Source organism: Marinobacter sp. (assembly GCF_041686475.1).
Lineage (GTDB): Bacteria > Pseudomonadota > Gammaproteobacteria > Pseudomonadales > Oleiphilaceae > Marinobacter.
In genome coordinates this window covers 11,927-16,641 of the sequence record NZ_JAWLDU010000060.1, presented here as the reverse complement: position 1 = coordinate 16,641, position 4,715 = coordinate 11,927, and the positions used below count along the sequence as shown (strand labels likewise).

The 4,715-nt window shown below is 57.8% G+C and carries 4 protein-coding genes and 3 tRNA genes; 1 reads left to right on the top strand and 6 read right to left on the bottom strand.

Annotated features, from left to right (window positions below; genetic code table 11):
- A partial coding sequence (locus tag ACESMB_RS12565; protein ID WP_372971700.1) for an acetyl-CoA C-acetyltransferase occupies positions 1-1,298 on the bottom strand: 1,298 nt, incomplete at its 3' end.
- A 78-nt stretch (positions 1,299-1,376) separates the two neighbouring features.
- Here ACESMB_RS12565 and ACESMB_RS12560 point away from each other — a divergent pair.
- Positions 1,377-2,783, top strand: a complete 1,407-nt coding sequence (locus ACESMB_RS12560; protein WP_372971699.1) for a 3-oxoacyl-ACP reductase — start codon at positions 1,377-1,379, stop codon at positions 2,781-2,783.
- Positions 2,784-2,798: 15 nt separating this feature from the next.
- On the opposite strand, the gene ACESMB_RS12555 is transcribed toward ACESMB_RS12560, so the two are convergent.
- From ACESMB_RS12555 to ACESMB_RS12535, 5 genes are all read right to left on the bottom strand, one after another.
- Positions 2,799-2,874: transfer RNA gene (locus ACESMB_RS12555), tRNA-Val, on the bottom strand.
- A 12-nt stretch (positions 2,875-2,886) separates the two neighbouring features.
- Positions 2,887-2,963 (bottom strand) — tRNA-Asp (locus ACESMB_RS12550).
- A gap of 69 nt (positions 2,964-3,032) precedes the next feature.
- A tRNA-Val gene (locus ACESMB_RS12545) sits at positions 3,033-3,108 on the bottom strand.
- A gap of 144 nt (positions 3,109-3,252) precedes the next feature.
- The gene (locus ACESMB_RS12540; RefSeq protein WP_372925039.1) at positions 3,253-3,528 is read right to left on the bottom strand and encodes a hypothetical protein; all 276 of its coding nucleotides are present in this window, start codon (positions 3,526-3,528) and stop codon (positions 3,253-3,255) included.
- Between the two features lie 162 nt (positions 3,529-3,690).
- Positions 3,691-4,680: a hypothetical protein gene (locus ACESMB_RS12535; protein ID WP_372925038.1), complete on the bottom strand. Its 990-nt coding sequence runs from the start codon at positions 4,678-4,680 to the stop codon at positions 3,691-3,693.
- Positions 4,681-4,715: the final 35 nt, after the last annotated feature.

Sequence of the window (4,715 nt, the reverse complement as noted above, 5' to 3'; positions counted from 1 at the left end):
GCACAGATGGAAATCAGCCCGCGGCCACTGCCTTTCTCTTCCAGCAGCTTTGCCATGGTGGCAACAATCCGGCCGCCAGTGGCGGCGAAAGGGTGCCCGGTAGCAAGGCTGCTGCCCTTGATGTTCAACTTGTTGCGGTCAATGCTGCCCAGTGGTTTATCCCGGCCAAGGCGGTCCTTGCAGAAGTCAGGATCTTGCCACGCCTTGAGGGTAGAGAGCACTTGAGCGGCAAAGGCTTCGTGAATTTCGTAGAAATCGAAATCCTGCAGGGTGAGCCCGGCTTTATCCAGCATGCGCGGCACGGCATAGGCCGGCGCCATCAGCAGACCTTCCTTTTTGTCCACAAAGTCCACGGCGGCCACTTCTGAGAAAGTCAGGTAGGCCTTTACCTCCATGTTATTGGCCTTGGCCCATTCCTCGCTGGCCAGCAGCACACAGGAAGCGCCATCAGTCAGGGCCGTGCTGTTGGCGGCGGTCATGGTGCCGTTTTCCCTGTCAAACACCGGCTTTAATGTTGCCAGCTTCTCCAGAGTGGTGTCCGGGCGCAGGATATTGTCTTTATCCAGGCCGGCCAGGGGTGTCATCAGATCCCTGAAGAAACCCTCCTCGTACGCTGCGGCCAGCTTCTGATGGCTCTCATAGGCCAACTGGTCCTGCTCGTCACGGGGAATGGACCATTCATGGGCCGTGATCTGGCAATGACCGCCCATGGACAGCCCGGTCCGCGGCTCGCCGTTCTGGGGGATTTCCGGTTTCAGGTGAGCCGGACGGAAGCGGCTGAGAATCTTCAGGCGCTCACCCGTGGTCCTGGCCCTGTTCAGGCCCAGCAGGATATCTCTCAGGCCTTCACTCACACCAATCGGCGCATCGGATGTCGTATCCGTACCACCGGCAATACCGCACTCAATCTGCCCCAGCGCAATCTTGTTGGCCACCAGGATAGCCGCTTCCAGGCCGGTACCACAGGCCTGCTGAATGTCGTAAGCGGGTGTTTCCGGCGCCAGGCCACTACTCAGCGCCGATTCCCGGGTAAGATTGAAGTCCCTGGAATGTTTGATCACTGCGCCGGCAACTACCTCCCCCATTCGCTGGCCCTGAAGACCGAAGCGATCAACCAGGCCCCTCAGCGCAGAGGTTAACAGCTCCTGATTGCTGACTTTGCTGTAGGCGGTATTTGAGCGGGCAAAGGGTACCCGGTTACCGCCCAGAACCGCGACCCGTCGAACGCCGCCTTTGGCGGCGGTTGTCTTTTTTGGTGTTGTGGTTTTGTTTTGGGTGCTTTTCGGAGCCTGTGCCATGATGATGTCCTGTCTGAACGAGTGTATTCATTGCGTCGCAGCTCAGCGCGGATATTCGTTTCGCAAAAGGAGAATGCCATGTCCGATCGTTATCTCAAATTCGTCAATACCCCCGTAGGCAGAACTGCTGCCCAGTCACTGGGACTCCCCTCACCCGTAAACCTTAAGAGGTTGAAGCGCGCAGACCAGCCGTTTATCGAGGGTGACGTCCTGGTTGGCGCTGCCAACGGCGGCAAGGCCATCAGCGCTATTGGCAACCTGCTGGGCGCCAGCCCTGCAAAGCTCTTCCATGCCAGTGCTATTGATACTCTGAACGATTCTTCCAGAAGCGGCAACAAGGCCGAAGCATTGCCACTCAATGCCGACATTGACCAGAAATTCTCGGCCCTGGTGTTGGATGCCACCGGTATGAAAGACACGACCGATCTGCGCGCGGTTTACGACTTCTTCCACCCTACCATTCGTAAACTCGCGGGCAACGGTCGCGTACTGGTTATCGGGCAGGACCCGGCGACCTGTCGCCAGCCAGCAAAGGCGGCAGCACACCAGGCACTGGAAGGATTCGTGCGCAGCGTTGGCAAGGAAGTCGGCAAAAAAGGCGCCACCGCCAACCTGCTGTGGATGGCTCCCGGTGCGGAAAAACAGCTGGATTCCAGTGTACGCTTTTTCCTGTCTCCCCGTTCGGCCTACGTGTCCGGACAGGTGACCCGTGTCGGCAAGAGCAAAGAGGCGCCTGCCACCAACCCGGTTGCACCGCTGACCGGAAAAGTCGCGCTGGTCACCGGTGCCTCACGAGGCATTGGCGCCTCCATTGCAGAAACCCTGACCCGCGACGGTGCAACAGTGATCGGCCTGGACATTCCCCCGGCCATGGAAGATCTGCAGAAAGTCATGGACACCCTCAAAGGCAAAGCCCTGGCCTGCGACATAACCGATGCCAGGGCGCCCAAGCAGATCGCAGACTTTGTAAAGGAGCACTTCGGCGGCATCGACCTGGTCATCCACAACGCCGGCATCACCCGGGACAAGACCCTGGGTAATATGCCCGAGCATTTCTGGGACATGGCCATCGCTGTGAATCTGACGGCTGAGGAACTGATTGATGAGGAACTTATGCATCAGGAGCTGCTGCGGGAAAACGGCCGCATTGTCTGCATATCCTCCATCAGCGGCATCGCCGGCAACTTTGGCCAGACCAACTACTCCACCGCCAAGTGCGGCGTGATTGGTTACGTGGAAGCCATGGCAAAACAGGTGAAAAACGGCGTCACCATCAACGCCATCGCGCCCGGCTTCATCGAAACCCAGATGACCGCCGCCATGCCCATCACCATCCGTGAAGCCGGCCGACGCATGAACAGCCTGTCACAGGGTGGTTTGCCGATAGATGTGGCTGAGGCCATAGCATGGTATTGCAACCCCGCATCGAATGGCGTGAACGGAAATACTGTTCGGGTCTGCGGGCAATCGCTGATCGGGAAGTAATACGAAGGGAAAAAATGGTGGGTGGTACTGGGATCGAACCAGTGACCCTCGCCTTGTAAGGGCGATGCTCTCCCAGCTGAGCTAACCACCCGGGAATAAAAAATGGCGGAGCGGACGGGACTCGAACCCGCGACCCCCGGCGTGACAGGCCGGTATTCTAACCAGCTGAACTACCGCTCCGCATCAATCCCGGCCAAGATGGCCTTGGGAACCTGAAACCGGGCGGGGTAGCCCGGTGATGCTGAAAAGTGGTGGGCGGTACTGGGATCGAACCAGTGACCCTCGCCTTGTAAGGGCGATGCTCTCCCAGCTGAGCTAACCGCCCACTTTTCACATCACACTGGTGATTCAGCAATGCTGTCTCAACCAAGTGAGACGCGCATTTTAAGCATTTGTCTGACGGTGTCAAATTTTTTCCCGGATTTTTCTCAAAAAACCCGCAAGCCCTTATAAACCTGACAGTTTCTGATCAGGCCCGTTTGTCACCGGCGCCCTTCGCTGCCTTCTTGACTGACTTCAGTTTCACGCTTTTCTGGCCCGCCTGTTTTGCCTTTCTGCCCAGGGAAAGCTCCCTGACCCGAAGCCTGCGGTCTTCAGGCAGCGCTCTTTCCGCAAGCGAACAGTTCAGGTGGTCAAGACGCTTTCTGAAACGCTCGATCTTCTCTCCAACGTCCCCAATAGCCGCCGGAAGCACATCTTCGGAAAGCCGACGAAACCCTTCTTGCAATGAATCTTTCAGCGACATGCCCAAGCGACCCTGTTATGGAAGACTGTCATCAGTCTAGTAACCGGATACAGAAACAACAATTCAACGCAGGTCTTAATTGCAGCGTCAGAAAACCCACCACCGGCTCCCGCTTCCTTCGCAAGGGATGACTCCAAACTGTTACAAAGCACGATCCGTGCACTACTGCCCCGATATCTGCGACCGCAGGTCATTCACTTCCTCGGACAGCCGCACCAGCCGTGACGTTAGCTGGGAACGTGACGAATCGATGGATGATACGGTTTGCTCCAGCTCTTCCAGGTCATTACGAACCGAATTCAGCTGGCCGCTGCTGGAGAGATCTTCCGTCGCTTCCTCCAATGCCGCAATCCGACTCTCCAGGCCATCAATGGTCAGCTTCTGCTCGCGCTCGAATCTCACCAACTGGCGCTCAACAAGTTTGTCGATGCCTGCCAGGGATTCGTCCAGCTCGGTCAGCCTGGCGGCATTTTCCTGGCCGGTTTCACGCACCGCTGTGATCTGCTTTTCAAGATCCGCCTCGGCTTCGTCCAATCTGGAAACCATACCGGTTTCCAGTTCGTCCATTGATGCCGTCAAGGATTCACGCTCGCTCTTGCCATCGTCAAGCTCTGCGCGCAGCGACTCCAGCTTTGATTCATGGTCATCCAGCCGTTTGCGGTTGCGATCGTTGGCCACGCCCCACAGTTTGCGGATTTCACTGTCAGCGGTATCCAGGCGCTCACCCTGAGTGGCCAGCCGATCTTCCATGGACTGGCCTTTTTCCTCCAGGCTCTCACCGGTTTCTGAAAGGTCACCCTCGAACCGTGCCAGCGCCAGTTTGCTCTGGCGCGCCCAGTAGTCTGCTTCCTCTAACTGGCCTTCCAGCATCTGGATTCGCTGTTCCTGCTGATACCAGCCAGCCCCGGCTGCGCCTGCCACAACCAGTAGGCCAAGACCCAGCATCACGCCACGGCCTGAACCGCCACCACCGGAAGAGCCGCCGGATTTACCCGCGGGCCGCTGCGGACCACCGTTTCCGCCATCACTGCGCTTTTGCGCTGCCGGCTTTTCGGCGCCTCGTGGCTCCCGCTGCGCAGACAGCTTTTCTTCCGGTTTATTGCCGGCAGAGCCGGAACGCACTTCATCATCATCTGGACGGATCGGTTCCATAACAGCTCCATGATATGGACGGTAAGGGTAACTAG